At 47.2% G+C, this 23,490-nt stretch carries 22 protein-coding genes and 1 pseudogene; 13 read left to right on the plus strand and 10 right to left on the minus strand.

Features of this window, described 5'->3' with window-relative positions; all coding sequences use genetic code 11:
• The first annotated feature begins 117 nt into the window (after positions 1-117).
• A complete protein-coding gene (locus FTT68_RS11025) occupies positions 118-1,461 on the plus strand; it encodes a dicarboxylate/amino acid:cation symporter (protein ID WP_180175359.1) in 1,344 nt (447 codons plus the stop codon).
• 150 nt (positions 1,462-1,611) lie between these two features.
• Complete coding sequence (locus tag FTT68_RS11030; protein ID WP_075166939.1) at positions 1,612-2,754, plus strand: acyl-CoA dehydrogenase family protein; 1,143 nt, start codon at positions 1,612-1,614, stop codon at positions 2,752-2,754.
• A gap of 83 nt (positions 2,755-2,837) precedes the next feature.
• On the opposite strand, the gene FTT68_RS11035 is transcribed toward FTT68_RS11030, so the two are convergent.
• Positions 2,838-3,359, minus strand: coding sequence for a type 1 glutamine amidotransferase domain-containing protein (locus FTT68_RS11035; RefSeq protein WP_005179007.1), 522 nt, complete (start codon positions 3,357-3,359; stop codon positions 2,838-2,840).
• Positions 3,360-3,845: 486 nt separating this feature from the next.
• On the opposite strand from FTT68_RS11035, the gene pheA reads away from it, so the two are divergent.
• The 4 genes from pheA (at position 3,846) to FTT68_RS11055 (ending at position 8,823) form a co-directional block, all read left to right on the plus strand.
• On the plus strand, positions 3,846-4,955 hold the full coding sequence (gene pheA, locus FTT68_RS11040; protein WP_005179005.1) for a prephenate dehydratase: 1,110 nt from the start codon (positions 3,846-3,848) through the stop codon (positions 4,953-4,955).
• 64 nt (positions 4,956-5,019) lie between these two features.
• Positions 5,020-6,111 (plus strand): histidinol-phosphate transaminase, encoded by a 1,092-nt coding sequence (gene hisC, locus FTT68_RS11045; protein ID WP_180056545.1) that lies wholly within the window; start codon positions 5,020-5,022, stop codon positions 6,109-6,111.
• 3 nt (positions 6,112-6,114) lie between these two features.
• A complete protein-coding gene (locus tag FTT68_RS11050) occupies positions 6,115-8,361 on the plus strand; it encodes a bifunctional prephenate dehydrogenase/3-phosphoshikimate 1-carboxyvinyltransferase (protein WP_005179002.1) in 2,247 nt (748 codons plus the stop codon).
• 96 nt (positions 8,362-8,457) lie between these two features.
• Positions 8,458-8,823, plus strand: a complete 366-nt coding sequence (locus tag FTT68_RS11055) for a hypothetical protein (protein WP_005179001.1) — start codon at positions 8,458-8,460, stop codon at positions 8,821-8,823.
• A gap of 114 nt (positions 8,824-8,937) precedes the next feature.
• Here the strand turns inward: FTT68_RS11055 and FTT68_RS11060 are convergent, their stop codons facing one another.
• Complete coding sequence (locus FTT68_RS11060; RefSeq protein WP_180036672.1) at positions 8,938-9,570, minus strand: alpha/beta hydrolase; 633 nt, start codon at positions 9,568-9,570, stop codon at positions 8,938-8,940.
• Between the two features lie 135 nt (positions 9,571-9,705).
• Between FTT68_RS11060 and yaaA the strand changes: the two genes are divergently transcribed.
• From yaaA to FTT68_RS11075, 3 genes and pseudogenes are all read left to right on the plus strand, one after another.
• The gene (gene yaaA / locus FTT68_RS11065) at positions 9,706-10,485 is read left to right on the plus strand and encodes a peroxide stress protein YaaA (RefSeq protein WP_005178997.1); all 780 of its coding nucleotides are present in this window, start codon (positions 9,706-9,708) and stop codon (positions 10,483-10,485) included.
• A 17-nt stretch (positions 10,486-10,502) separates the two neighbouring features.
• Positions 10,503-10,655, plus strand: a complete 153-nt coding sequence (locus FTT68_RS11070; RefSeq protein ID WP_180056547.1) for a hypothetical protein — start codon at positions 10,503-10,505, stop codon at positions 10,653-10,655.
• Positions 10,615-10,926: pseudogene (locus FTT68_RS11075) on the plus strand (metal-dependent hydrolase); the annotation flags it as partial. The gene FTT68_RS11070 and the pseudogene FTT68_RS11075, both read left to right, overlap by 41 nt.
• 76 nt (positions 10,927-11,002) lie before the next feature.
• Here the strand turns inward: FTT68_RS11075 and slyD are convergent.
• From slyD to FTT68_RS11090, 3 genes are all read right to left on the minus strand, one after another.
• Positions 11,003-11,485, minus strand: coding sequence for a peptidylprolyl isomerase (gene slyD, locus FTT68_RS11080; protein WP_005178991.1), 483 nt, complete (start codon positions 11,483-11,485; stop codon positions 11,003-11,005).
• A gap of 134 nt (positions 11,486-11,619) precedes the next feature.
• The gene (locus tag FTT68_RS11085; protein WP_180175349.1) at positions 11,620-12,906 is read right to left on the minus strand and encodes an NAD(P)/FAD-dependent oxidoreductase; all 1,287 of its coding nucleotides are present in this window, start codon (positions 12,904-12,906) and stop codon (positions 11,620-11,622) included.
• 128 nt (positions 12,907-13,034) lie between these two features.
• Positions 13,035-14,345, minus strand: a complete 1,311-nt coding sequence (locus FTT68_RS11090; protein ID WP_253586870.1) for a D-alanyl-D-alanine carboxypeptidase family protein — start codon at positions 14,343-14,345, stop codon at positions 13,035-13,037.
• A gap of 179 nt (positions 14,346-14,524) precedes the next feature.
• Here FTT68_RS11090 and FTT68_RS11095 point away from each other — a divergent pair, with 179 nt between their 5' ends.
• Positions 14,525-16,228: a M61 family metallopeptidase gene (locus FTT68_RS11095; protein WP_104490604.1), complete on the plus strand. Its 1,704-nt coding sequence runs from the start codon at positions 14,525-14,527 to the stop codon at positions 16,226-16,228.
• A 95-nt stretch (positions 16,229-16,323) separates the two neighbouring features.
• Here FTT68_RS11095 and paaI read toward each other — a convergent pair whose 3' ends face one another.
• Together paaI and FTT68_RS11105 are read right to left on the minus strand one after the other, a co-directional pair.
• Positions 16,324-16,716 carry a hydroxyphenylacetyl-CoA thioesterase PaaI gene (paaI, locus tag FTT68_RS11100; protein ID WP_005178971.1) on the minus strand — a complete coding sequence of 131 codons (393 nt, stop codon included), beginning with the start codon at positions 16,714-16,716 and terminating at the stop codon, positions 16,324-16,326.
• A gap of 176 nt (positions 16,717-16,892) precedes the next feature.
• Entirely contained in the window at positions 16,893-17,678 is a 786-nt protein-coding gene (locus FTT68_RS11105; protein ID WP_045794865.1) for an rRNA large subunit pseudouridine synthase E, read from the minus strand.
• Positions 17,679-18,084: 406 nt separating this feature from the next.
• Here FTT68_RS11105 and icd point away from each other — a divergent pair, with 406 nt between their 5' ends.
• The gene (icd, locus tag FTT68_RS11110; RefSeq protein ID WP_016659160.1) at positions 18,085-19,341 is read left to right on the plus strand and encodes an NADP-dependent isocitrate dehydrogenase; all 1,257 of its coding nucleotides are present in this window, start codon (positions 18,085-18,087) and stop codon (positions 19,339-19,341) included.
• A gap of 288 nt (positions 19,342-19,629) precedes the next feature.
• On the opposite strand, the gene FTT68_RS11115 is transcribed toward icd, so the two are convergent.
• Positions 19,630-19,800 (minus strand): hypothetical protein, encoded by a 171-nt coding sequence (locus FTT68_RS11115; RefSeq protein ID WP_168384624.1) that lies wholly within the window; start codon positions 19,798-19,800, stop codon positions 19,630-19,632.
• Between the two features lie 217 nt (positions 19,801-20,017).
• On the opposite strand from FTT68_RS11115, the gene FTT68_RS11120 reads away from it, so the two are divergent.
• Positions 20,018-20,587, plus strand: a complete 570-nt coding sequence (locus FTT68_RS11120; RefSeq protein ID WP_168405072.1) for a M23 family metallopeptidase — start codon at positions 20,018-20,020, stop codon at positions 20,585-20,587.
• A 6-nt stretch (positions 20,588-20,593) separates the two neighbouring features.
• Here the strand turns inward: FTT68_RS11120 and FTT68_RS11125 are convergent, their stop codons facing one another.
• Positions 20,594-21,772 carry a YbfB/YjiJ family MFS transporter gene (locus tag FTT68_RS11125; RefSeq protein ID WP_180175350.1) on the minus strand — a complete coding sequence of 393 codons (1,179 nt, stop codon included), beginning with the start codon at positions 21,770-21,772 and terminating at the stop codon, positions 20,594-20,596.
• Positions 21,773-21,878: 106 nt separating this feature from the next.
• Positions 21,879-22,457, minus strand: coding sequence for a flavin reductase family protein (locus FTT68_RS11130; RefSeq protein ID WP_168384636.1), 579 nt, complete (start codon positions 22,455-22,457; stop codon positions 21,879-21,881).
• 136 nt (positions 22,458-22,593) lie between these two features.
• Between FTT68_RS11130 and FTT68_RS11135 the strand changes: the two genes are divergently transcribed.
• The gene (locus FTT68_RS11135; RefSeq protein ID WP_005178958.1) at positions 22,594-23,421 is read left to right on the plus strand and encodes a PhzF family phenazine biosynthesis protein; all 828 of its coding nucleotides are present in this window, start codon (positions 22,594-22,596) and stop codon (positions 23,419-23,421) included.
• The last annotated feature ends 69 nt before the right edge of the window (positions 23,422-23,490 follow it).

Below are 23,490 nucleotides of genomic sequence, written 5' to 3' on the forward strand. Positions count from 1 at the left end.
CAATTACGCAGAATAATTCGGTACTATTGAACATCAGGACTAGAGTTGTGAGTTTGGTGTGGTAACTCAACTGATGGCTCTAGTCCTCTTATTTTTCAAGTCAATTTCTTATCCGCGATTCAGGTTATTTATAAATCCCTGTACTTTCAGGTGATTATTGCAATTATTGCAGGTATTCTCGTCGGTCATTATTCTCCTAGTGGCACACAAATTGTTAATGGCGTGGAACAGTATGTTCCGGGTCTGGGTGAGCAGCTGAAACCCTTAGGTGATGGCTTCATCCGTTTAATCAAAATGATTATTGCGCCGGTGATTTTCTGTACCGTGGTGAGTGGTATTGCCGGTATGGAAAGCATGAAATCGGTGGGTAAAACCGGTGGCGTGGCATTACTGTATTTTGAAATTGTCTCTACCATCGCCCTGATTATTGGTCTGGTGGTGATTAACGTCTGGAAACCAGGCGTTGGCATGAACGTTGATCCAGCTTCTTTGGATACCACAGGTATTTCCAAATATGTAGAAACTGGTGAAGCACAATCTACAGTCGAGTTCCTGTTAAATATCATTCCAAATACCGTGGTCGGTGCCTTTGCCCAGGGTGAAATCCTGCAGGTGCTGATGTTTGCCATTCTGTTTGGTTTTGCCTTACACCGTTTAGGGCCAGCAGGTAAGCCGGTCTTGAAACTGATTGACCAGATTTCGCATGTGTTCTTTAACATTGTGAACATGATCATGAAAGTTGCGCCAATTGGTGCTTTCGGTGCGATGGCCTTTACCATTGGTAAATACGGGATTGGCAGTCTGGCACAACTGGCGCAGTTAATTATCTGCTTCTACCTGACCTGTGTGCTGTTTATTTTTATCATACTCGGCAGTATTGCGCGTATGACCGGTTTCAGTATCGTAAAAATGATCCGCATGATTCGTGAAGAATTACTGATTGTATTGGGGACCTCATCTTCAGAATCGGTATTACCGCGCATGTTGAAGAAACTGGAAATTGCCGGCTGTGAAAAATCGGTGGTGGGTTTAGTCATTCCAACGGGTTATTCCTTTAACCTGGATGGTACTTCGATTTATTTGACCATGGCCGCAATCTTTATTGCTCAGGCCACCAATACACCTTTAGAACTGCATCATCAGATTACTTTATTGCTGGTGCTGTTGATTTCCTCTAAAGGCGCAGCAGGGGTGACCGGTTCAGGCTTTATTGTGATGGCGGCAACACTGGCGGCTGTGGGTCATATTCCGGTGGCTGGTCTGGCGCTAATTCTGGGTATTGACCGCTTTATGTCTGAAGCGCGTGCCTTGACCAATCTGGTGGGTAATTCATTGGCGACCATTGTTGTAGCGAAATGGGTCGGTCAGTTAGATCAGGAAAAGCTGCAATATGCATTAAATAATCCGGAAGAAATTGACCGTAAGATGGCAGAACAAAGCCAGCAATCTGCTTCGGCTTAACAGCAGGGCGGTGACTAAAGGAAGCTTCGGCTTCCTTTTTTTATTACTTGGCAGTCAATAAAAAAGCCGGGCGAGACCATGACAGTACGCTTAAAAATGCATAGCATGGGGCTGAATGTAAAACAAGAATGTACCCTACAAGGATCGACTATGCTGGCTTATGATGCAGATTTAGAATTATTCCGTGACAACTTCCGCCGCTTTATGAGCGAACAGATTGCCCCGCATTATGAACAGTGGGAACGGGAAGGAATTATGCCGCGCTCGGTCTGGAACCAGCTGGGTGAAAACGGCTTTTTATGTGTAGATGTACCGGAACAGTATGGCGGTTATGGTGTACCGACCCATTATTCGCTGATGCTGGTGGAAGAATCGGCACGTGCCGGTTATAGCGCACTGTCTACCGGTATTTCCTGTCATTCAGAAATTGCTGCACCGTATATTTTAAATATTGGTTCAGAAGAACAGAAACAGTACTGGCTGCCCAAAATGGTTAGCGGTGAAGTGGTCGGTGCGATTGGTATGACCGAGCCGGGTGCTGGTTCTGACTTGCAAGCCATGCGCAGTCATGCCATTTTGCAGGATGATCATTATATTTTAAATGGTTCTAAAACCTTTATTTCCAATGGCCAACATGCCGATCTGGTGGTGCTGGCGGTAAAGACCGATCCGCAGGCACGCGCCAAAGGTGTGTCTTTATTGCTGGTCGATACCCATCTGGATGGCTTTAAAAAAGGCACCAACCTCGACAAGATTGGCCTGCACGCTCAGGACACCTCGGAATTGTTCTTTGATAACGTGAAAGTACCCAAAGAACAGTTACTGGGCCAGCCGGGACAGGGCTTTGCCTATTTAATGCAGGAATTGCCACGTGAACGGACCGCGATTGCCGCCACCGCCTTGGGCGCTATCCGCGGTTCGATTGACATCACCACGCAATACGTCCAGGAACGTCAGGCCTTTGGTCAGAAAATTGGCCAGTTCCAGAACAGCCGTTTTGTTTTGGCACAGGCTAAAATTGATGAGCTGGCCACGGCTGCGTTTTATAACCAGAATGTTGAGCTGTATATGCAGGGCAAACTGGATGTTGAAACAGCAGCAGCATTAAAAAGCTTCTCGACCGATATGCAGATGAAAGTGGCCGATCAGCTGCTGCAGCTGTTTGGTGGTTATGGTTATATGACCGAATATCCAATTTCACGCTTCTTTGTCGATGCCCGTATCCAGCGAATTTATGGCGGCACCAATGAAATTATGAAAGAGATTGTGGCGCGCGGTTTATTGGGCCGTTAAGTCCTATACATCAGACCAAATGAAAACACCCGCCCAGCATCGACTGGGCGGGTGTTCTTGGTGGGTGTGTTTCTGAGACTATTTTAATGCAGGCTGAGCACATGCAGACTTTCCCGAATAAAAATCGGCAAGTCTGCTGGTGAGCGTGAGGAAATATACAGGTTATTGTCATTTACCACCGCTTCATCAAAATACACGGCGCCGGCATCCATCAGTTCCAGCATCACCGGGGCAATGCTGGTCATGCGCCGGCCTTTGACCACACTGGCATGAATCAGCAGTTGCGGACCATGACAGGTGCTCATAATTGGTTTCTGGGCATTGGCAAAATTTCGGACAAAATCGACAAAACGTAAATCATCACGCAGTTGTGCCGGAGATTGGCCGCCGGGAATCAGCAGCGCATCAAAATCATGAATGGTCACATCATCTATACTTTGGTCGATGGTCACCGAGCTGCGCCGTTGATAACCATAGACAATATTGCCGGCCTTGTTTTCAACATTTACCACGCTATGCCGCGCTGCACGGAAGGCGTGGATCAATTCTGGATAGTCTGCATCTTCATAATCATGGGTAATCAGCACCGCGATTCTTTTTGACATTATTATTCTCCGAATTGCTTTAAATAAAAGAGTAAAGGGGAAAAAGCAAAATTTCATTGCTGCTTTGTAACCAGTTTTCTTATTTCTTTTTCAAGTTAAAATTTCTGGAATTTTATTCAATATTTATGGGCGTTATTTTCTATGTAAGTAATTATGACGCCTGTTCAGTTTACGCAATAAACTTGCAAAATCCTATCACTATTCATCGAATTCAGATGCAAAAGCTATCGGCTGATTGGAAAAAGACCCTGTTTCATCTGCTTAAATTCGCTACACTCTGGATGGAAAAACAGGCAAAGCGTCGTGACTTGTTCAGAATTATTCATGAGCCATAGCTGCTCAATTGATAAACAGTCTCACAAGTTGCAGAGAGTTTAACCAACTGTTTGTTTTTAAGACTGAATCAATCAAAGTTGTATTGCGCAACATTTGAAAGCTAACTATTGTTATACTGTTTGCATACCGTTTATGAAGGGCGACATAACAATGATCAACGACGATCAAAACACAACGACTTCTCTTGACCTGAACAATATTCGTGAGGAAATTGACTCTGTTGATATGCAGATTCAACAATTGATTAACCGTCGCGCACGATTGGCAGAAGCGGTGGCCAAAGCCAAATTTGCCGCTGAAGAGAATCCGCTGTTTTACCGTCCGGAACGTGAAGCACAAGTTTTACGTAATGTTATGGATCGCAATGAAGGCCCATTGTCGGACCAGACCATGGCACGTTTATTCCGTGAAATCATGTCGGCCTGTCTGGCACTGGAAGCGCCGCAAAGTATTGCCTTCCTGGGGCCTGTTGGGACTTATACCCATTCTGCGGTACTCAAGCATTTCGGTCATGATGCCCTGGTGCGCCCTTTACAAACCATTGATGAAGTCTTCCGTGAAGTGGAAGCGGGCAGTGCGCATTATGGTCTGGTGCCGGTAGAAAACTCCTCTGAAGGGGTGGTGAACCATACCTTAGACTGCTTTAAAACTTCAAATCTGAATGTGATTGGCGAAGTTGAATTGCCGATTCATCATCAGTTCCTGATTTCTGCAAATACCCGTAAAGACAGCATTAAACAGATTTATGCTCACCAGCAAACGCTGGCACAGTGCCGTAAATGGCTAGATGCGCATTATCCTGGGGTGGAGCGTGTGGCTTTAAGTTCCAATGGTGAAGCGGCGCGCCGTATTCGTAATGAATGGCATTCTGCGGCCATTGCTTCTGAAATTGCGGCAACCATTTATGATCTTGAAATCATGCACAGCAATATCGAAGACAACCCGGAAAACACCACGCGCTTCTTGGTGATTGGCCGTGAGAAAGTGCCACAAAGCGGCAATGACAAAACTTCATTGCTGGTGTCTGCACATGACCGTGCCGGTGCCTTGCTGGAAATTCTGGCGCCATTTGCCAAACACAACATTAGTCTAACCAGTATTGAAACCCGTCCGGCTTTACCTGAAAAATGGGCCTATGTGTTCTTTATTGATCTGGAAGGTCATATTGAGCAAGACAATGTTAAAGCTGCGATTGAAGAAATCCGTCCATTGGTGAAAGAAGTCCGTGTACTCGGCTCTTATCCGGCGGCAGTTTTATAAAATTCTCTGGTGGCCGTGTGCGCTGCATGCGGCTGCTTTTCACCTGTAAATCTGGAAGTAAAAAATGTCGTTTGTCCCAGCCAATGAAGGCATCTCTAAGTTAAAGCCATATCAACCAGGTAAGCCGATCAGTGAACTTGAGCGCGAATTGGGTATTACCGATATTGTGAAATTGGCATCCAATGAAAACCCGTTGGGCTGTTCAGACAAAGTCAAAGAGGCTGTGGCTGCCGAGCTGGCAGAAATTGGTCGTTATCCAGATGGTGGTGGTTTTATTTTAAAAGACCAGATTGAAGCGCAGTTTGGTTTTGGTCATGAACGGATTACTTTGGGTAATGGTTCAAATGACCTGCTGGAAATGTTTGCCCGCGCTTTTGTGTCCGAGCAGGACTCAATCGTATATAGCCAGCACGCCTTTGCGGTTTATGCACTGGTGACTCAGGCCATTAATGCACAGGCCATTGAAGTACCAGCCAAAGGTTTCTCGCACGATTTAGAGGCGATGGCTGCAGCCATTCAAGCCAACACCAAGCTGGTGTTCATTGCCAATCCGAATAACCCGACTGGCACCTGGTTTGAAGAAGCTGAATTTGAAGCCTTCATGCAGAAAGTACCGGCCAATGTAATTGTGGTACTGGATGAAGCCTATGTGGAATACTTCCCGGAAAACTTCAACAGCCTGAAATATCTGGATCAGTATCCAAACCTGATTGTTAGCCGTACTTTATCGAAGTGCTATGGTCTGGCAGCGCTACGAGTTGGTTTTGCTCTGGCCTCTGTACAGGTGACTGACTATTTAAACCGTATCCGTCAGCCATTTAACGTGAACCATTTAGCTATGGTGGCAGCTGTAGCAGCGCTGAAAGATGACGCCTTTATCGAAAAATCACGTGAAGTGAACAAGGCTGGTATGGCGCAGCTGGAAGCGGGCTTTAAGGCACTGGGCCTGAACTATGTGCCTTCACGTGCCAACTTTATTCTGGTTGATGTACAGGCTGATCCGGCACAAACCTTCAATGCCTTGCTCAAAGAAGGCGTGATTGTACGTCCGGTTGGTATTCCAAACCATCTTCGTGTATCGATTGGAACAGAAGCAGAAAATGCCAAATTCCTGACTGCACTGGCGAAGGTGTTAGGTCTGGACGCAAAGGCATAAGCCATGACGCAACCCCTGTTTGAAAAAGTCGCTTTTATTGGACTTGGGCTGATTGGCTCAAGTCTGGCGCGTGTGATTCAGGCTGAACAGCTGGCTCATGAGGTAGTGGCATCGACCCGTTCGCAAAAAACGCTAGAAGATGCCAAAGCCTTGGGTTTAATTGCTGCCGGTTATAGCGATCCGGTCGAGGCGGTGAAAGATGCTGATCTGGTGGTACTGGCCTTGCCGGTACGTGCCACCGAATATGTGTTGCAGCAGATTAAACCGTATTTAAAACCTGATGCAATCCTGACCGATGTCGGCAGTACCAAAGGCAATGTGGTCGATGCAGCCAAAGCGGTTTTTGGTGAACAACTGCCTGCCGGTTTTGTGCCGGGGCATCCGATTGCTGGAGCCGAGCATACTGGGGTCCATGCCGGTAAGGTCGATTTATTCGCCAATCATAAAGTGATTTTGACTCCATTACCGACCAGTGCGGATTGGGCGGTCAATAAACTGATTCAACTGTGGGAAGCAGCCAAAGCGGAAGTGATCTGTATGGATGTGGACAAGCACGATGAAGTGCTGGCACATACCAGTCATCTTCCGCATTTAATGGCATTTAACCTGGTGGAGCAACTGGCCAACAGGGAAGACAATTTAGATATTTTTCGCTATGCTGCAGGCGGCTTTCGTGATTTCTCGCGAATTGCAGCCAGTGATCCACAAATGTGGCACGACATCTTCTTTGCCAATAAAAAGGCAATTTTGAATGCAGTCGATGGCTTTGAACAACAGCTGGCAATCTTGCGCCAGCTGATCGAACAGGAAAACTCGCAGGCTTTAATGGGCCTGCTGGGACATGCTCAAGCAGCGCGTCAGCATTTTAATCATATGCTGGCCAAAAAACCGTTGATGGAGAACAATAAAGTGACACAACAATTTACGATTTTACCGGGCTCTAAAAATTTCCAGGGTAAATTTACTGTGCCAGGTGATAAATCTGTGTCACATCGTTCAATCATGTTTGGTGCAATTGCAGAAGGCACCACCCATGTCACCGGCTTTTTGGAAGGTGAAGATGCACTGGCGACCTTGCAGGCTTTTCGCGATATGGGCGTCAGTATTGAAGGCCCAAAAAATGGTGAAGTGACCATTCACGGTGTGGGGATGCAGGGCCTCAAAGCTCCAGCTGGTGCGCTGTATATGGGGAACTCTGGCACCTCCATGCGTTTGCTGTCAGGCATGTTGTCGGCGCAGGCCTTTGATTCGGTGATGACCGGTGATGCATCCTTGTCCAAGCGTCCAATGGAGCGTATTGCCAAGCCATTACGTGAAATGGGGGCGCAAATCCAGACCACAGGTGAGCGTGGTACGCCACCGGTGTCAATTACGGGCAGCCAGCAGTTAAAAGGCATACAGTACGATTTACCAATGGCCTCGGCACAGGTGAAATCAGGAATTTTACTGGCCGGTTTGTGGGCCGAAGGTGAAACTGCAGTAACTGAACCGGAACCAACCCGCGACCATACCGAGCGTATGCTGCGTGCTTTTGGTTATGAAGTGAAAACCGAAGGCAACCGTATTTCCCTGCAAGGCGGCGGTAAACTGGTGGGAACCAATATTCAGGTGCCTTCAGATATTTCATCTGCAGCGTTCTTTATGGTGGGCGCGGCCATTACTGAAAATGCCGATGTCACTTTAGAAGCTGTGGGCATTAACCCGACCCGTACTGGCGTGATTGAAATCCTCAAACAAATGGGTGCAGATATTACTGTATCCAACGAGCGTATTGCCGGTGGTGAACCGATTGCCGACATTCGTATTCAGGGCAGCCGTACCTTAAAAGGCATTCATATTCCGGAAGATCAGGTGCCACTGGCGATTGATGAATTCCCGGCACTGTTTATTGCAGCAGCCTGTGCGGAAGGTCAGACTGTATTGACTGGTGCAGCTGAACTTCGCGTCAAAGAATCTGACCGGATTCAGGTGATGGCAGATGGCTTGAAAACCATGGGCATTGACTGTACCCCAACTGAAGATGGCATCATCATTGAAGGCAAGGGCAAAGCAGGTGACTGGTCGCCTGTGTTCACCGGCGGTGAAATTGAGTCACATCATGACCACCGTATTGCCATGAGTTTCTCGATTGCCGGTTTACGTAACTCGGAAGTGATTAAAATTGTAGGTACAGAAACGGTCGCGACCAGCTTCCCGACCTTTACCCAATTGACCGCTCAGGCCGGCCTGCAGATTGAAGTGACCGAATAAAGAGAAAAATAACCCAAAACAGCCAAGCTTTTGCTTGGCTGTTTGTTTTATATTGCTTATGCTAAATATACAACAAGAACAGCAGTAGGGTCGTTTATGAAAACACTCCAGTTTACCGCACAATGTGATAACAAGGCCGAATTACAGGACTGTAAGATTGCCCAGGATTATGTGGCAGATTTGCTGGCCCGACAGTTAAACCAGCACGGCTTTGAAACCTTGCCGCAAAGTGGCGCACAAATTGCGGTTAGTGTGGAAGATCATCCTTTGCCCTTAAGCGTGAGCTGTGAAAGCCGCGATGCCGAAGGACGACTGGTGTGTGAAATCCTGTCTTATCCGGAAGAAGAGCAGGACTGGTTTGACCGGATTGAATCGCAAAGCCTGCTAAATCAGCTGGCCCAGGCGGTCGAGCAGACCTTAAAACAGGATGAAAACTTTACGGCCTTTGAATGGAAAAATTAAAACAATCCCAGATTGGAATTGCGAAGCCATTTCGTCTGTATCCATTTTAAAATTAACAGTACCGTCACTGATCTCCTCCCATAAAAAAACCCATCAGCAGATGGGTTTTTGTCTTTAGCCTAAGGCCAGGAAGCGGGTAATTGCAATCCGCAGCTGTTTTAAATAGCCGGTAAAGAAATGGTTAGCGCCCGGTAAAATGGTAACCAGATGACGCTGTGGTTTGGCCCAAGTAATCATGTCCGAGAGCAGGGTCACATCATCAGCTTCGCCATGAATAAACAGGATGTCACCTTTAATTTCAGGAGTTACATAGTGACGTACACCAGCTACTGTCGCAGTCGGCAAGCCGCATAAAATGGTCTGTTTTGGCTGTAATTCAACCGGTAGTGCTGCATAACTCTTTGCCATCACATGCGCACCAAAGCTGAAACCGCCGGCATAGAACGGCAGGCCAATGTGCTGGCTACGCGCATATTTGATGACTTCTAGAATATCGTCCGTTTCGCCAAAGCCTTCATCATGCACACCTTCACTCTGGCCTGAACCACGGAAGCTTGGGCGATATACCACGCAGTCGCGCTCAAGGTACATTTGTGCTAATAATGCAGGAACTTTGTGTTGCGGGGTGCCGCCTTGCAATGGATGGGGGTGGCTGACAACCGCGAATCCTTTCACTTCACCCTGTGGATAATCTACGAAAACTTCAATTCGACCCACAGGACCTGGAATGAAAATTTGCTCGGACATAAGATAATCGAATAATGGCAGGAGAATCGATTATTTTACCGATTATGTTTAGGAAAAACACAGATTGGCATTAAAATAAGCTGACTGTTATAGTTTGATTAATTATTTTTTAACCACTTTTTGATCAGGATGTGTATGCTCGCCTTAATTTCTCCTGCTAAGACTTTAGATTATGAATCTGCATTACCCACCGACAGCCACACCTTACCAAGACTATTAGCGCATTCACAAGAACTTATCGACGTTAGTCGTACGCTATCTGCTTCAGAAATCGCCAATTTAATGAGTGTGAGCGAAAAAATCGCCAATTTAAACGTAGAACGCTTCCGCGACTGGCAGGCCGATTTTGATTTTTCCAATGCGCGTCAGGCGCTGTTTGCCTTTAAAGGTGATGTCTATACCGGTCTGGATGCCTATAGCCTGAAGGATCAGGACATTGATTATGCACAGCAGCATTTGCGCATGTTATCAGGTTTGTATGGCTTATTGCGCCCGCTGGATTTAATGATGCCGTATCGTCTGGAAATGGGCACCAAGCTGAAAAATCCGCGTGGCAGCAATTTGTATGAATTCTGGGGCACCATCATTACTGATCTGATCAATGAAGATCTGGCTGCGGCCAAGTCTGAATTGCTGGTGAATATCGCTTCGGATGAATATTATAAATCGGTGAAAGAAAGCAAGATTCAGGCAGAAATCATCAAGCCGGTATTTTTAGACCAGAAAAATGGCAAATATAAAGTCATCAGCTTCTATGCCAAAAAAGCCCGTGGCCTGATGGCGCGCTATATCATCGAAAATAAAATTGAACGTGCTGAAGATTTAAAAGGCTTTAATAGCGATGGCTATTATTTCGATGCTGACAGCTCCCTAAAAGGTGAGCTGGTGTTTAAGCGAGATGAGCAAGCCGCATAAACAGGGGAGTGCGTGCCATGCAATCAGAACTTGCTGATTTTCAGTTGTATTGGCAACGCTGCGCTCAGCAGTTTGCGCTGAATCGCTGCCAGACGCAGCAGCTGTATGCGCGGCTGCTGGCGGCCTATAGTGAGCCGCTGGATTCTCGCGACCCGGCAGCATCAGCCTAGTGATGAGCCAGATTTAAATGCCTTGCTGGATATTGATCTGGCAATTCTGGCTGCGCCGCCAGTACGTTTTGCTGAATATCAGCAACAGATTCATCAGGAATATGCCTGGGTCGAGCAGAATCTTTATCAGCCCAAGCGCCGTGCGGTATTGATGCAGTTTTATCAGATGCAGCCGCTGTATCAGACCCGGTATTTTCAGCAGCATTATGAAGCACAGGCCAAACACAATCTGGCCCAGGCTTTGTCTACAACGGGCGAATCAGCATCGTGATGGTTTATTCACCCACTAAAATTCAGGCATAAAAAAAGGCAAAGTCAGACTTTGCCTTTTCAATCTTGTCACAAGATTAGTGGTGATGACCGCCAACACCATGTACGTGACCGTGGTCTAACTCTTCTTGAGTCGCTTCACGGATTTCTACGATTTCAACTTCAAACGTCAGGTCTTGACCAGCAAGCGGGAAGTTTGCATCAACGATTACGTTTTCGCCTTCAACTGCTTTAACCGTTACGATCTGTACGCCATCATCAGTTTGTGCTTGGAACTGCATGCCAGGCTGAATGCTGTCTACGCCTTGGAACATTTGCGCTGGAACTTCTTGAACCAGGTCAGGGTTGTATTCGCCATAACCTTCAGCAGCAGGTACGTTTACAGTGAATTTTTCACCCACAGTTTTACCTTCTAGGGCTTTTTCAAGACCAGGGATGATGTTACCCGCACCATGCAAATAGGCAAGTGGTTCACCTTGAGATTGGTCGAGAGTTTCACCCTCTGCGTTAGTCAATGTGTAGTGGAAAGAAACCACGAGGTCATTTGCAATAGCAGTCATGTTATAGATCCATTTAGTTTTCTAAGGGTACATCATAAAGTGAAAAGGCAAATTTGTTGAATACTTTTACTCAAAAAACTCACATTTGGCTTTTTTATGACATTTTCCCAGATATTGGGGCAGTCGATAAAATTTCAATGCAATTTTATTTTAGGGCCAATTTTTCTGCCGAGCATATCTTTGGCGGTCAGCACCCCGGCATGGGTATAGCCATGAATGGTGGCCTGATGCAGCCGGTATAAAGACACATACATCGACTTGGCGACTATGCCCTGTACATTGACCCGACCGAGTAATTCACCCACGGCCGTATGCTGGCTTAAAGAAATCAGCGAGCCTTTGTCGGAGAATTTAAACATCGGCAGTGGTTTCCCATTCACGTGCTGGCTCAGGGCACGAACCAGAAAGCTGGCCTGCTGACTGGCCACCTGCGCACGCGGACCCAGCACCGGTTCATCGGCTTTGGGCTGGCAATGGGCACAATCGCCAAAGGCAAAAATGTTGGGGTCGGTATAAGTCTGTAAGGTGGCATAGACTTTTAAACGGTGCAGATGATCTTTTTCAAAATCATCCCACTGTTTAAAAATTTCCGGGGCCTGAATTCCGGCAGCCCAGACTTTAATTTCTGCTTCCAGCGGATTACCTGCAGCAAAATAAACCTGTTCTTCATCGACTTTGGCCACCCGATACTGGGTCAGCACTTCAATACCAAAGCGCTCCAGCTGGGCTTGGGTATGCCGGGAAATTTGCTGTGACAGGGCCGGTAAAATCCGGTCGGCGGCTTCAATGAGCGTAATGCGAACCAGTTGCGGATCAATCCGGTTTAAACCATATTGAGCAAAAGTCTGTTTGGCCTGATACAGCTCTGCTGCCAGTTCAACACCGGTGGCCCCCGCACCAATAATGGCAATATTCAGGGCACGGCTTTGCGGTTGATTTTGGGCTTCTAAATACAGGTGTAGCAAGTCCTGATGAAACACCGTGGCCTGAGGCAGGCTGTCCAGAAAATGACAATGCTGTTTCACCCCTTCGGTATTAAAGTCATTGGAAGTGGAACCCAGCGCCAGCACCAGTGTGTCATAATCCACGTCGATCTGCTTCGGTGGCTGTTCTTTTTTGGAAAATTGCGGTGCCTGCAACTGAATCTTTTTCTGGGTCCGGTCAAGGCCAACCAGTGTGCCTAATGTAAACTGATAATGATGCTGGGCAGCATGGACAAAATAGTTGGTTTCTTCCTGATGCGGATTGAGCGTGCCGGCTGCAATTTCATGTAGCAGCGGTTTCCAGATGTGGGTCAGTTTCTGATCGACCAGAATAATCTGCGCTTTGCCCGATTTACCCAAACGATGACCGAGTTGGGTAGCAAGCTCCAGACCGCCGGCGCCGCCACCGACAATCACAATACGATGTAATGCTGACATGATGAACCTATATTGTTATTTTTAATGCAAGAACAGGCTCAATTTATGCCATCTCCCGGTCAGGAAAATGGCTCAGATTGTTCGACAACTTACATCATGTAGCATTTCCACTGTGCTTGTTCACAGGATTAAACCAGCGGATAAGTTTTGGCTGCGGTTTCATCCTTGGAGGAAAAGCTAAACAGGCTTTTTAGCCAGATCAGCAGTTTTTCAAACAGGCTGGCTTCGGCAATATGTACTTCTTCTTCCAGATGAATGGTATTGATCAGGTGGTTATTCTGATAAACATGCACGGTGGCCAGCTGCATCACCTGTGCCAGCGGGGCCGTCAGTAACTTTTCTTTCAGCTCGACATTCAAATGGGTTTCGGTCTGGGTTAAGGGTTCAATCAGCCGGGTCTGACCGAAGGTATCGTTAACAAACAGGCGCTGCTGGGTCACATCAAACTGTTTTAAATCAATCGCGCTATTTTCGCCATATAAAGACGTGGTGACAATTTTCGGTTGCTGCACTTCAACCTTGAACATTTTCAGGGTCGACTTTACCACTGGCAACTCAGCAATCAGCTGCTTGTTTTTTAAAGCCACTTCGTTGCGGGTGTAGGCATAACTGATGTTCATCAGTTGCTGGGCAATTTCAGCGCGTTTAAATGCACTTTTGGCACCCAAAACCACCACAATTAAACGCCGGTTCGGATCATCAAAATTCTGGGTGAGACGGTTGGCCGTCAGCGCCAGGTTATAACCGGCGGCACGGGTATAACCGGTTTTCAAGCCATCCACCGTCGGGTCCTGTTTGAGCAGAATGTTAGTGGCACGGTGATAACGCTGGTTATAGGTAAAACTGGTCTGTTTGGAATAAGCGAGATAATCCGGAGTGTCATTGACGACCGCCTGTGCCAGACGGGCCAGATCGGCCGCGGTAGAATAATGTTCCGGCATGGTAATCCCGGCCGGATTCTGGAAATGGGTATTTTGCATTCCCAAGGCCTGTGCTTCCTGATTCATACGTGCCACGAACTGCGGTACGCTGCCAGAAATCCGTTCGGCCAGGGTTAAGGCGGCATCATTGGCAGACATCACAATTAAACCGGCTAGTAGCTGATCGACAGAAATCTGCTCACCTTCTTTCAGGTACATCTGGGATTCATCCCACATTACCTGTTTCACCACCGGCGTTGCAGTCAGCACATCTGCCGCGTTCAGTTTGCCGGCCTGAATGTCCTTGAGCACAATATAGGCCACCATCATCTTGGTCAGCGAGGCCGGAGCGCGCTGAATCTGGCTATTGTGTTCTGCAATGACCTGACCCGATTGTGGATCAAGCACGGTCCAGGCTTCTGCTTCAACCGTTTCAGGATTAAAAGATAATAAGGTGGCATGCGCAAGCGAGCTGCATAGCCAGCACAGCAGCGCAATCAGGTAGATGACACGTTTCAAGGGGATTCCTTTTTTAACCAGTCCGTTGGTCATAAACATAAAAATTTTAGGCATGCTATGCTTTTTTTTGCCGCCTGACTAGCGATAATTTTCGACAATGAAGACGACTGCGCATTGCATGACAAAAAAATGTTAAGCTAATTGATAAGTTATCTCTTTGATCTTTTATATCGCCCATTATGTTGCATTATCAAATCGAATTTGACGATTATCGTCAGCATCTTATTCATGTCACTTTGCGCTTTCTGGCCAATCCGACACAGGTTCTAGCTTTACCGACCTGGATTCCGGGCAGCTATCTGATTCGTGAATTTTCCAAACATATTGAAGCGGTCAAGGCTTATGATGAAGCCGGGCGTATTTTAAAAATCCAGAAATTTGAAAAGAACAAATGGCGTTTGTTTAATACCGATCATGAACTGATTACGGTGGAATATGATGTTTATGCCTACGACCTGTCGGTGCGTGGTGCCTATGTTGATCAGACCCGGTTATATGTCAATCCGGCCTGTGCCTGTTTAGGACTGGAAGGTCAGGAAGATAAAGCGATTGAAGTCGAAGTGTTCCTGCCAAACGAACTGAAACATTTCCAGCTGGCGACCGGACTGGTGGCCAAAAGTCTGGTGAAAGGGCGTTATACCTTAAAAGCCAAAAACTATGCCGAACTGATTGATGCGCCGTTTGAGCTGGCCGAGCAGACCCGTTTTAGTTTTGATGCAGCAGGCATTCCACATGAATTTGTGGTGTCGGGCAAACATGCCATGAATGCTGCGAGAATGCAGCAGGACCTGGAAAAAATCTGCGCCACTGAAATTGCCATGTTCGGTTCTGCACCGTTTCAGGATTATACCTTTATGACCATGGCGACCGGGAACAGTTATGGTGGTCTGGAGCATCCAAACAGTACCAGCCTGATTACCCCGCGCGATGACTTGCCAAAAGCCAATGAGCCGGAAGAGCCGTCGAAAGAATATCAGCGTTTTCTGGGGCTGTGCAGCCATGAATATTTCCACTCCTGGCTGGTGAAATTTATCCGTCCGGACAGCTTTGTCAATTATGACCTGAACCGGGAAGGTTACACCTCTTTGTTGTGGATTTTTGAAGGTTTCACCTCATATTATGATGACCTGATTTTATTACGCAGCGGTGTGGTTAATCAGGAGTCTTATATTGCTTTATTAAAAGCGCAGATTGACCGTTATTTGCAAAATCCGGGTCGGGCAATCCAAACCGTGGCTGAATCAAGCTTTGATGCCTGGGTGAAATTCTACCGTCAGGATGAAAACTCCAACCATGCCGGCACCAGCTATTACAACAAGGGCTGTCTGGTGGCCTTGTGTCTAGATCTTGGTTTACGTCTGCGTGGCTCCAGTCTGGATGCCTTAATGCGCAAGCTGTATGACAATGCGCAGCAGGGGATTCAGGTGCATGAGCGCACGATTTATGAATTGTGTCAGGAATTAACCGGTGATAGCTGGGCTGAGCAGATTAACCACCTGATTAACACCACTGAAGAATTACCGCTGGATCAGCTGTTCCCGGAATTTGGTCTGAGCTACAGCTTAAAAAATGACAAGCGTTTGCCATTGGGGCTAAAACTGGCCGATAAACCGGAAGGCGTACTGGTACAGGCCGCACGCCGTGATGGTCAGGCAGCGCAAGCCGGTCTGTCGGCGCATGATGTGATTATTGCCATTGATGGCCTCAAAGCCAGCAGCAAACTGATCGAGCAGTATGCCAAACAGAGCGGCAGCTTTACAGTACACGCTTTCCGCCGTGATGAACTGATGCAGTTTGAAGTGAATGCAGCAGGTTCTGAACTGACTGAAGTTGAATTAAAAGTTGAAGATCAGGCCAAACTGGATCGCTGGTTAAAAGTGTAAAATCACAGTCTGAAATCTATACTATAAAAAACCGATGCTCAGGCATCGGTTTTTTTATGCAGATCTATCGTCATAAACCCTATCGTAATCACACCTTATTTGATGATCAGGCGGGAAGTACCGCGAAACTCCGCCACAATCTGCTGCTTCTGGTTCGTGACCCGAATATCATAAATGCCGCTGCGGCCACTGCTGGCCTTATGTTCTGCCACCGCAGTCAGGGTATCGCCGAGCAGGCCCGGTTTTAAATAATGAATACCGCAGTGCTGACCCACCGCCGGATGTTCGCCGGTGTTGCAGGCAATGGCAAAAGCCGCATCCGCCAGCGCAAAAATCACCGCACCGTTACAGGTTTGATGGCCTTGTAAATGCTGCTCGGTAATTTTTAATTCAATCTGTGCGCTGTGTTCACCAAACGACACCAAATGGGCGCCCAGATGCTGCATTAATCGGTCCTGATGAAACATGGGATTAACTTGCTGATCCATAGCAGACTCCTTTTTTAAGATACGTTTTATTTTAAATTTAAAATTATATGAATCATAAATAGCATTGTGATGATAAAAAGACAAGCAAAAAATAAGGCCCCGTTGGAGCCTTATTTTCATCGTCTATTCAACGCATCTTTGCAACAGCTTTTTTAGCTATACAGATGCCAGCCCCATTAACGGGCACGACGACCACGTGATTTGGTGTTGGGACGGGTGGTGCCATTGGTCTTGCGACGTGGCTTTTCACCTTCTTCCATTTGCCAGATGCGTGGTGTGCCGGATTTTTTCTTGGCGGTACCATCTTTGTTGACTTTTTTCTGCATCGGTTTGCCACCAGTGCCGCCCGGTTTCTTCACATAAGAACGTGAGCGATACGGCTGTTCGGCTGGTACATCTTTAAAGTCGCTATAGAGCAGTGGTTCAATTTCACGGGTTTCACCCGGTTGCAGGCCCAGCTGAACCAGATCAATCGAACCGATTTTGGTGCGAATTAAACGCAAAGTTGGGAAGCCGACCGCAGCGGTCATGCGGCGCACCTGGCGGTTACGGCCTTCACAAATTGAAATTTCAGCCCAGGAGGTCGGCACCGAAGCACGGTAACGTACCGGCGGATGACGTTCCCATAACCACTCCGGTTCAGCCACTTTAATCGCTTTGGCCGGCAAGGTCATGCCATCATTCAGTTCTACACCTTTACGCAGCTGTTCCAGCGCTTCTTCGGTAATGTCACCATCGACCTGGACCAGATAGGTTTTAAACTTTTTATTGGCCGGGTTGGTAATAAACTGGTTTAAACCGCCATGATCGGTCAGGAACATTAAACCTTCTGAATCCATGTCCAGACGACCGGCAATCCGTAAATCCGGATCATCAATGAAGTCGGCCATGGTTGGGTGCTTTTCATCGGGACGAAACTGCGACAGCACATCATAAGGCTTGTTAAGAATAACTATTTTCACTGTAACCTGCTAAAAAATATAACAAAATCTGGGTGTGATTCTTATGCTAACTGTAATAAAACCCGGTATGGGAGAGAAAGGGTGACAATGAGCAAAAAGAAGGTCCACAATATCCGGCTACTATAGCAGATTCTGTCTGATCTGCCTGAACTTTATGGCAAAGCTGAGCAGATGATTTTGATTGGAAATGTAAAACTTGCTGAGAGATGCTACAGGATATATGCCGATTTATTAAGCACAGAAATAAGGCCATTTCCCTTATAAATCCCGGGCTGGTTAAATTTTGATTAAACTGAAAAGATCATCGAGTTAAAAATACAATTAAGCAGACAGCCAAAAAAGACCGGTGCCGGGCAAGAATAGTATGGATTTGCCCGCCCACCAATCACAGGGAGTAGCAAGGATTATGGGTTATCAGAAAATCGTCGTGCCTGCAGATGGCAGCAAAATTACGGTAAATGCAGATTTATCCCTGAATGTGCCGAACAATCCGATTATCCCTTTTATTGAAGGTGACGGGATTGGGGTGGATATTACCCCGACTATGAAAGCCGTGGTGGATGCGGCAGTACAAAAAGCCTATGGTGGCAAACGTGCGATTGAATGGATGGAAGTGTATTGCGGCGAAAAGGCCAACAAGATTTATGGCACCTATATGCCGGAAGAAACCTTTGAGGTCTTGCGTGAATTTGTGGTGTCGATTAAAGGGCCGCTAACCACACCAGTTGGTGGTGGGATCCGCTCATTGAATGTGGCCTTGCGTCAGGAACTGGACCTGTATGTCTGTGTGCGTCCGGTACGCTGGTTTGAAGGCGTGCCTTCACCGGTGCAACATCCGGAACTGACCGATATGGTGATTTTCCGGGAAAACTCGGAAGATATTTATGCCGGGATTGAATGGAAAGCCGATTCACCGGAAGCGAAAAAAGTTATTAAATTCCTGAAAGAGGAAATGGGTGTCACCAAAATCCGCTTTGAAGAAAACTGTGGTATTGGGATTAAACCGGTCTCCAAAGAAGGCACTCAGCGTCTGGTGCGTAAAGCCATCCAGTTTGCGATTGATAATGACAAGCCAAGTGTGACCTTGGTACATAAAGGCAACATCATGAAATATACCGAAGGCGCCTTTAAGGAATGGGGGTATGAAGTGGCGCTGGAGCGTTTTGGCGGCGAATTGCTCGATGGCGGGCCGTGGGTGAAGCTGAAAAATCCGAAAACCGGCAAAGAGATTATGATTAAAGATGTAATTGCCGATGCCTTTTTACAGCAGATTTTAATGCGCCCGGCAGATTATTCGGTCATTGCCACCTTAAACCTGAACGGGGATTATATTTCAGATGCACTGGCGGCAGAAGTCGGCGGGATTGGCATTGCACCGGGAGCCAATATTGGCGGGGCAATTCATATGTATGAAGCCACCCATGGCACTGCGCCAAAGTATGCTGGGCAGGACAAGGTCAATCCGGGGTCGATTATTCTGTCTGCGGAAATGATGCTGCGCGATATGGGCTGGACTGAAGCGGCCGATCTGATTATTCGGGGTGTATCCGGTGCGATTGCAGCCAAAACGGTGACATATGATTTTGAACGCCTGATGCCAGATGCCACCTTGCTGCGCTGCTCTGAGTTTGGTCAGGCGATTATTGACAAGATGGACCAATAAAACGCTATCTATTTGATGCAACCGCCCGCGTTTAACGCGGGTTTTTTATGCCTTATCTTCTCATCCATTTGTGTCAATGTAATGACAAGTAACCACAGTGATGCTTTGGGTGACTAAGGTAAAATAGTAAAACTATTTTCACTTAATTTGTAATGGATAATCCTGTGCCCAATTACATTGAGGCAATTTGATACAGCTTATGACTTGGGCAAAAAACAAAACCCGGTAGAGTAATACCTGTACATATTGTGCGACATATCGAACTGATACAGGAGTGATATGAAATGGCTAATCAACAAAACCAGCAGAATCAACAGAATCAGCAAAACCAACGTCAACAAAATCAGCAGCAGAATGACAATCAACGTCAACAGCAGCAACAGCCTCAGCAACAAAATCAAAAACAGAAAAACCAACGTCAGCAATGATGTCGCCCCCCCAATTTAAAAACTTTTTCATCGCCTAAAGGCGCAGATAGGTTTTTAAATTGATTTACTGACAAAGGCTCTCATGATGAGAGCCTTTGTCATATCTATATAGCCCATGACGATCTAGATCGGAAAGCAGCAGAGGAATCATCTCCAAACCCAGATCAGCAAAACCTGTACAAAAACCGTGTTTTATCTACCCCTGAGCAGACCTTAAGATCAAGTCATCCCTTGATGATGCAGGTGCCATGAATATCTTGATTTCTAAACGGCTCGCCGGTCTGGCGCTTGGCTTAAGTTTGAGTGTGCTGCTGGTCGGCTGTCAGCCACCCCCTTCGGGTGATGCCGCCGGTATGCGCTATCCGATGCTGTATCTGAAATTGCAACAGCAGGAATTCATGGCGCCTTTACCGGTCCCGGTAGAAGGTGTGCAGGCCAGGCAGATCAGTGATACCTGGGGTGCGGCGCGCAGTGAAGGGCGTCGGCATGAAGGCACTGATATTTTTGCCAAACGCGGCACGCCGGTACGCTCAACCACGGCTGGAATTGTATCGCGGGTGGGCACCAACAACCTTGGGGGTAAAGTGGTCTGGGTGATTGGTCCGGGCTTAAGCCATCATTATTATGCGCATTTAGAGGATTATGCAGCGGAGATTCAGGAAGGTGACTGGATTGAAGCCGGTGAAATTATTGGTTATGTCGGTAATAGCGGCAATGCTCAAAATACACCGCCACATTTGCATTATGGGATTTATTTAGGCGGACAAGGCGCCGTGAATCCTTATCCCTATTTGGTACAAGAACTGACCGATGAATAAATGGGATCAGTTTACCTCGATTGTAGAAACCGGGGTTTTGGTGGCCGGCAGTCTGCAAATAAAATACAGATTTCCCAGTGCCAGAACCGCACCGGCCAGTAAAAACTGCTGCGGATAGGACCAGCCGGCGACTTGTAAGCCGCTAAAGCTTAAGCCTCCTATCAGCTGCACGCTGGCAAAGCATAAAGTAGCCATGCCCCATAATTTTTTATAGGCCAGACCATACAGCTGGAGCAGGGTATAAGAGGTCAGAAACACTACCGCCGGATTCAGCAGGCCAGTAAAAAAGGAAGACAGAAAGGTCATCACTGACCAAGGGGCGATTGCCGCTAAAATGGCCGCCACATACAGGCAATACAGGATTTTCAGTGCTTTGAAATTGCCGAGCTGTTTTGCCAGAAAATAGGCACAGGCCGCTCCGCAGGCACTGCCCAGGCCATATAAAATCCAGTGGCTATTGATCCAGAACAGGCTGAGTTGTTGCACCTGACTTAAATAGTCAATCCAGAAGAGCGAGTGTGGTACATAGGAAAACGCGCTACAGCTATACACCAAGAGCAGGCTGGCAAAGACCTTTTTATTGATGGGCACAGCAGCAGCGCTTTGAGGCTGGCTTTGGATGTTAACCGGTAGGGCTTTGGGTTTGAGCAGGATTAAACCCAGACTGCACAGCACGGCAAAGGCACATAAAATCAGCCAGGCGCTTGAGGTGGAGATATGATCTAAATAGGGCAAAAATAATGTGGCGAGCAGCACACCAAGTCCGATGCCACTAAAACCAATCACATTAATTTTAAACCGATGCTGCAATTCACAGTGCTGCGCAACCACGCTCGGCGCCAGAATCATCAGCCAGCCACCGCAGATGCCGGACAATATTCGCCAGAACAGATACCAGCTACCCTCAAAACCGGTGAACGCACAGCAGAATAAACTTAAACTGCCGAGAAAGGCCGCGGCCTGAATCCAGCCTAATAGCTGCTGGTTTAAGCGCATGGCCCAGACCGCACCAATTAAATAACCGAGTAAATTGGCGCTGCCCAACAGGCTGGCAAACTCGCTACTCCATTCAAAAGCCAGGCGGGTACTGGGTAACAAGGCGGTATAAGAAAAACGAAAAATACCGATACCTAAACAGGTGGACAGCAGTAAAAACAGGCTGAGGCGGCGTTGCTGTGCATCCATGCAGATTCCTTGCGCTTTTTATTATGCGTAAAATATTGTTGTATGGCGCGCGGGCTATTGCAGTTGCCCGCTGATCTGGCCAATTTGTTTGCTAATCTAAGCGCTGTTATTCCACCGAAACCGGCTGGCCAATGCTATAAAAATGCCCGCCGGCAATATGGTGGATACTTTTCCATTCATCGGCCACTTCATGATAATACCAGTGCCCGTCACGAAATACCCGCTGATCGGCATAGGCTGTAATGACTTTGCCTATAAACAGGTCATGGGTTTGCTGGTTGTGCGGCTCCGGAATAAGTTCACAGATCAGCCAGGCGGCGCATCCGGCCACTGTCGGCACAGGAGAATGCTCAAACTGGAATAGCTCGACCCCACAGCGGTCCAGCTTGTTCGGTTCCTGAAACAGGCTGATGCTTCCCAGTTGATGCACCATCCTGAGCTGTTTTAAGGTCGGTACCTGCAAGGCAAAATAACCTGACTGTTCAATGATGGCACGGGTTTTGGTGCTTTTATCCAGCACTACCGTAACTTTGGCAGGATTAAACTCAAGCGCACAGGCCCAGGCTGCAGCCATGACATCGGTTTCCTGCTGATCTTGCGCAGACACCAGCACGGTCGGACCATGATTAATCAAACGATAGGCCTTTTCCAAAGGTACAGTTTGCAGATCAGCAGGGAGCGTCATATTTTTTTATTCCTCAATCAGAGATCATTCCAGAGATATGCAGGAAAACAACAATTCTGCATTGTACCGGGTGTTAAAACTTATATCATTGATGCATGCTTGGGAAAAAGCACAAAATACAGCGGGAGACAGATTCATGAAAATGTATCAGGTTGATGCATTCACAACAGCATTATTTAAGGGAAATCCGGCCGCAGTAATAGTGGTCGAAGACTGGCTTGATGACGCTTTAATGCAGAATATTGCACTGGAAAATAACCTTTCCGAAACTGCCTTTGTCAAGCCGATGGATGCTGAAAATTTCGAGATCCGCTGGTTTAGCCCCACAGTTGAAGTCGATTTTTGCGGCCATGCCACTTTGGCCAGCAGCTTTGTACTGTTTAAGGATTATACCCGCGCCAAAACCATTCATTTTCATGTCAAAAATTTAGGTCTTTTTATTGTCACGCAAGATGATGATGGCAAAATCCGCATGAATTTTCCAACCCGTGTGCCGGTACTGCAAGATGAATTTCCGGCGCAATTGCTGGATGTGATTGATCAGCCGGTCAAGGAAGTCTATTTAAATGCACAGGCCTATATTCTGGTACTGGAATCTGAGCAGGCAGTGTTAGCCGCCCAGCCCGATCTGGCCAAAATCCGGCAGATTGCAGAGCTGCATCAGGTCAGCACCGCAATTACCGCGACAGACCTAGATGTGGCCTTGACCGCGCCCTCTCAGGACTATGACTATATTGCTCGCTACTTTGCCCCGCATAAAGGGATTGATGAAGATCCGGTGACTGGTTCCATGCATACCGGTCTGGCGCCGTTATGGGCAGAAAAAACCGGCAAAACTGAACTGGTGGCTTATCAGGCTTCGGCGCGAGGTGGAATGCTGTACTGTGCCTTACAAGCAGAGCAGCGTATTGAAATTTCCGGTTATGCCAAATTATATCTGGTGGCCGAGTTATTTTTAGATTAAAACAGAACAGGGAAATCACGCTGGGTATGCCGGTGATTTTCAAACATAAGTCACAACAACAAACAATTT

It is taken from the genome of Acinetobacter sp. Q85-2, assembly GCF_013420555.1.
GTDB lineage: Bacteria > Pseudomonadota > Gammaproteobacteria > Pseudomonadales > Moraxellaceae > Acinetobacter > Acinetobacter indicus.

What these genes read in the sequence shown, in the direction of transcription:
- FTT68_RS11030 (WP_075166939.1), top strand. Translation starts at nt 1,612, where the DNA reads ATGCTGGCTTATGATGCAGATTTAGAATTATTCCGTGACAACTTCCGC.
- FTT68_RS11035 (WP_005179007.1), bottom strand. Translation starts at nt 3,359, where the DNA reads ATGTCAAAAAGAATCGCGGTGCTGATTACCCATGATTATGAAGATGCA.
- pheA (WP_005179005.1), top strand. Translation starts at nt 3,846, where the DNA reads ATGATCAACGACGATCAAAACACAACGACTTCTCTTGACCTGAACAAT.
- hisC (WP_180056545.1), top strand. Translation starts at nt 5,020, where the DNA reads ATGTCGTTTGTCCCAGCCAATGAAGGCATCTCTAAGTTAAAGCCATAT.
- FTT68_RS11050 (WP_005179002.1), top strand. Translation starts at nt 6,115, where the DNA reads ATGACGCAACCCCTGTTTGAAAAAGTCGCTTTTATTGGACTTGGGCTG.
- FTT68_RS11055 (WP_005179001.1), top strand. Translation starts at nt 8,458, where the DNA reads ATGAAAACACTCCAGTTTACCGCACAATGTGATAACAAGGCCGAATTA.
- FTT68_RS11060 (WP_180036672.1), bottom strand. Translation starts at nt 9,570, where the DNA reads ATGTCCGAGCAAATTTTCATTCCAGGTCCTGTGGGTCGAATTGAAGTT.
- yaaA (WP_005178997.1), top strand. Translation starts at nt 9,706, where the DNA reads ATGCTCGCCTTAATTTCTCCTGCTAAGACTTTAGATTATGAATCTGCA.
- FTT68_RS11070 (WP_180056547.1), top strand. Translation starts at nt 10,503, where the DNA reads ATGCAATCAGAACTTGCTGATTTTCAGTTGTATTGGCAACGCTGCGCT.
- slyD (WP_005178991.1), bottom strand. Translation starts at nt 11,485, where the DNA reads ATGACTGCTATTGCAAATGACCTCGTGGTTTCTTTCCACTACACATTG.
- FTT68_RS11085 (WP_180175349.1), bottom strand. Translation starts at nt 12,906, where the DNA reads ATGTCAGCATTACATCGTATTGTGATTGTCGGTGGCGGCGCCGGCGGT.
- FTT68_RS11095 (WP_104490604.1), top strand. Translation starts at nt 14,525, where the DNA reads ATGTTGCATTATCAAATCGAATTTGACGATTATCGTCAGCATCTTATT.
- paaI (WP_005178971.1), bottom strand. Translation starts at nt 16,716, where the DNA reads ATGGATCAGCAAGTTAATCCCATGTTTCATCAGGACCGATTAATGCAG.
- icd (WP_016659160.1), top strand. Translation starts at nt 18,085, where the DNA reads ATGGGTTATCAGAAAATCGTCGTGCCTGCAGATGGCAGCAAAATTACG.
- FTT68_RS11115 (WP_168384624.1), bottom strand. Translation starts at nt 19,800, where the DNA reads ATGAAAAAGTTTTTAAATTGGGGGGGCGACATCATTGCTGACGTTGGT.
- FTT68_RS11120 (WP_168405072.1), top strand. Translation starts at nt 20,018, where the DNA reads ATGAATATCTTGATTTCTAAACGGCTCGCCGGTCTGGCGCTTGGCTTA.
- FTT68_RS11125 (WP_180175350.1), bottom strand. Translation starts at nt 21,772, where the DNA reads ATGGATGCACAGCAACGCCGCCTCAGCCTGTTTTTACTGCTGTCCACC.
- FTT68_RS11130 (WP_168384636.1), bottom strand. Translation starts at nt 22,457, where the DNA reads ATGACGCTCCCTGCTGATCTGCAAACTGTACCTTTGGAAAAGGCCTAT.
- FTT68_RS11135 (WP_005178958.1), top strand. Translation starts at nt 22,594, where the DNA reads ATGAAAATGTATCAGGTTGATGCATTCACAACAGCATTATTTAAGGGA.